This is a genomic window from Microvirga tunisiensis, assembly GCF_009296175.1.
Lineage (GTDB): Bacteria > Pseudomonadota > Alphaproteobacteria > Rhizobiales > Beijerinckiaceae > Microvirga > Microvirga tunisiensis.
Map to the genome: position 1 here is coordinate 1 of NZ_VOSK01000556.1, position 2,839 is coordinate 2,839.

Genomic DNA, 2,839 nt, shown 5'->3' on the forward strand with positions numbered 1-2,839 from the left:
AGCGTCCTATTACGAGGAGCGATATCGGAAGCGGGTGATCGATAATCTGCACCGCCGCGCCAAGGCCTTCGGCTTTGTGCTGCAGGAGGTCGCTGTTGACGCTTCCACGGGCGCTGTTTCTTAGGAAGCAGCAGTGCCCTGATCTACTTGTCCATGAATTTTGCAGGTTCAATCTATTCACCGGAAATTCATCCGCCAAGTGCAATAGTTGTAAAAGACTCATCAGGAACGAAGCTTGGTTTCTTGGGGTTGTTTCATACACATCCTTTGCGGAGGGCAAAATGCTTTATTCTGGTCTTATGAAGACAGGCTTGGCGGCTTTGATGCTGTCGGGAGTTGTCGCGATCTGGCCCCATCCAGTCCAAGCAGGGGAAAGCACAGGAACGTGGCGTAACGGCATGGTGGCTGGTCCTTATGGCCCGGGTTACTATGGCCCCGATGGTGCCTTCTATGGTAATGGTCGCTCCTATCGGCGCAGAGGCTATGCCCAAGAGTACTATCGCCCGTCTCAAAACTATCGCAGGTCCTACGACGAGCAGCCTTATCCTCGTGTCTACAGACGCGGCCCCTATCGTGAGTATTACGACAGTGGCTGGTAGGGCTTAAATGCTGCTTGCACTGAATATCCGCTGAGGAGGTCGGAGGCTCAGGCTGACTTCTGTTGGCTCAAGTGAAGCTTCAACCCTGTCACGGCCTGAGTTCAAGGCCAACCTCGGCCGCAATGTGTTGCCGGGCAAAGAAAAGGCTCCGTAGGGGAGCCTGAGTTTCAGGGAGGACCAATGAACTCCCAGCCCATGGCCAGTGTCATCCCGGCACGTCAGCGGGTCAATTCACCAAGTCTTTCAATCTATTAAGAGACAACTATCCTGTGCCCTAACGTGCGGGAAAACACCGCCAACATAGTCAATCAGCGTCATCCTCTTTGGGTCTTCAGCGCCTCACCCTAACCGGAGTGATGGACAATGACCCTTAGAGACACACAGTCTGCGATCCAAGCCCTGCCCCACTTTCAAGCTGCTGATCTTGAGACGCGTTCCCCACCTGTTGCCTTATGGCTGGCCGGAACAGTGGTGGCCATGAATATCTGCGCGACCGTGCTGTCACTGATTGCCTGATAGCATCCTGACAAAGGCTTACTCCAACATGCCCCCTCTGGAGGCGGCAATGGAACACCTGAAGCTGACGTGTGCTGCCATCGTCCTCATGGTCATGGGTTCCAGCGCCCTAGCCCAGAGCCATCCTCTGACCTTGCGGATGGTGTGTAGTCAGGCACGAGAACTGGTTGCTGCAGAAGGTGCCATCGTCCTCAATACCGGCCCCACAACCTACGACCGTTATGTCGGAGGAAATGGTCAATGTGCGTTGGGTGAGACGTTAGACCCTGTTTGGGTTCCAACAGCCGATACCCCTCAGTGCCCCATTGGCTATCGTTGTAGGCAACGGGCCAGACCCTCTGGAGGCTGAGGGGAGTGATCCCTTGCCTCCCCGCCCCAAGGCCGCTCCGTAAAGTGGGTGTAGGCCCGAAGCACTACCATCATTGCGATCAACGCCTTCAATCGACCGCTGGGGCTTGCAACATGCTGTAAAACTATGAGGTATTGGAGATTGACATTTTTCCCTGAGGTAATCCCTCAGAGCAGAATAGTCTACCTACTAAGATGAGGCCACTCTCGTTGCTCATTATGTGTTTATGAAGTTAATATTTCCTCATAAGCTCGTAGCAAGCCAGAGGCATTATGTTGCGCAAAGAAGTTAAGCTAACCATGCTCAACGAGCAAAAGCCTATCACCAGAGGTATTCTATCGGAAATAGACTTGGAAATCCTTTGGTTGTCGCGAGCGTTGAGCGATATAGATTCCCAATATGAGCCTGAATTTCTTAGGATAAGACGAAGCCCTGTCCATAGAGACCTCAAGAAGGTCATGCGAGAAGCCTTAATCTCAACATACCGCAAAAAACGGGCACCTTATCTGAAGATGCTTACGGAGCTGCGGAACAAGCAGCGCAAGCTCCCCTGCTGCGATTCAAAGCCTCAATCAAACCAGAACAGTCCTTCTCCCGTCAGCCATAGGAAAACAACAGCGCAACGTGAGGGGCAACATGACTAGGCTTATTCCGCTCTAAAAGACTCCTTTCAACACCACCTTGTCCAACCAACCCTTGAGTTGCTCCAAGCGATACCCCTCACCATAGCCCATGCCCGCAGTCTTGGTGCCCCAGCCACCAATGGCATCCTGGATGTCGTGGGTTCACTCGGCTTGTCACAGCGGTGTCACAACGGGAGCGTGACAGGCGGTCTAAAGAGGCCTCAGGATAACCCTGAGAACCCTATTGTCGGCTCCCTTGATGATGCTATGTTTTCCCTCGAACAGATTGATTTGTTTGGTGTTCGAGCTTGCGCCACTTGGCTCGATGGAATCGACCGGGGCTGTAGCTCAGATGGGAGAGCGCTGCAATCGCACTGCAGAGGTCAGGGGTTCGATTCCCCTCAGCTCCACCAAGTCTTGCAATGACTTCGACTTGGGGCGCCTTGATATCTGCTTGACCGGGTAACCAATAGGCAAGTAGTCGAACCCGGTCTATTTCTTCGGCGAGCTTACGATTCCTTACCCTCGGCGATCGGAAACGACCTAGCCGTTCTTATGCATGGGAAGGTTGATGAAGGCTGGCGAGTGTAGCTTAAGCACTTGAAGCAGCGTAGGATTTGGTTGTTGAGACTAATCCCTGCCACCAATTGCCCTGTGCCACACTCGCCATGCCGGACGATACACCTGCCACCTTCCCGTTTCCAGCCGTTGGCCGCAAGAAGATCACCGCTGCTTTCGACGGTGGGCGCCTG

At 53.5% G+C, this 2,839-nt stretch carries 1 protein-coding gene and 1 tRNA gene; both read left to right on the forward strand.

The features are described from left to right. The first annotated feature begins 281 nt into the window (after positions 1-281). Positions 282-599 (forward strand): hypothetical protein, encoded by a 318-nt coding sequence (locus tag FS320_RS41155; protein WP_152718342.1) that lies wholly within the window; start codon positions 282-284, stop codon positions 597-599. 1,825 nt (positions 600-2,424) lie between these two features. Next, positions 2,425-2,500 (forward strand) — tRNA-Ala (locus FS320_RS41170). Positions 2,501-2,839: the final 339 nt, after the last annotated feature.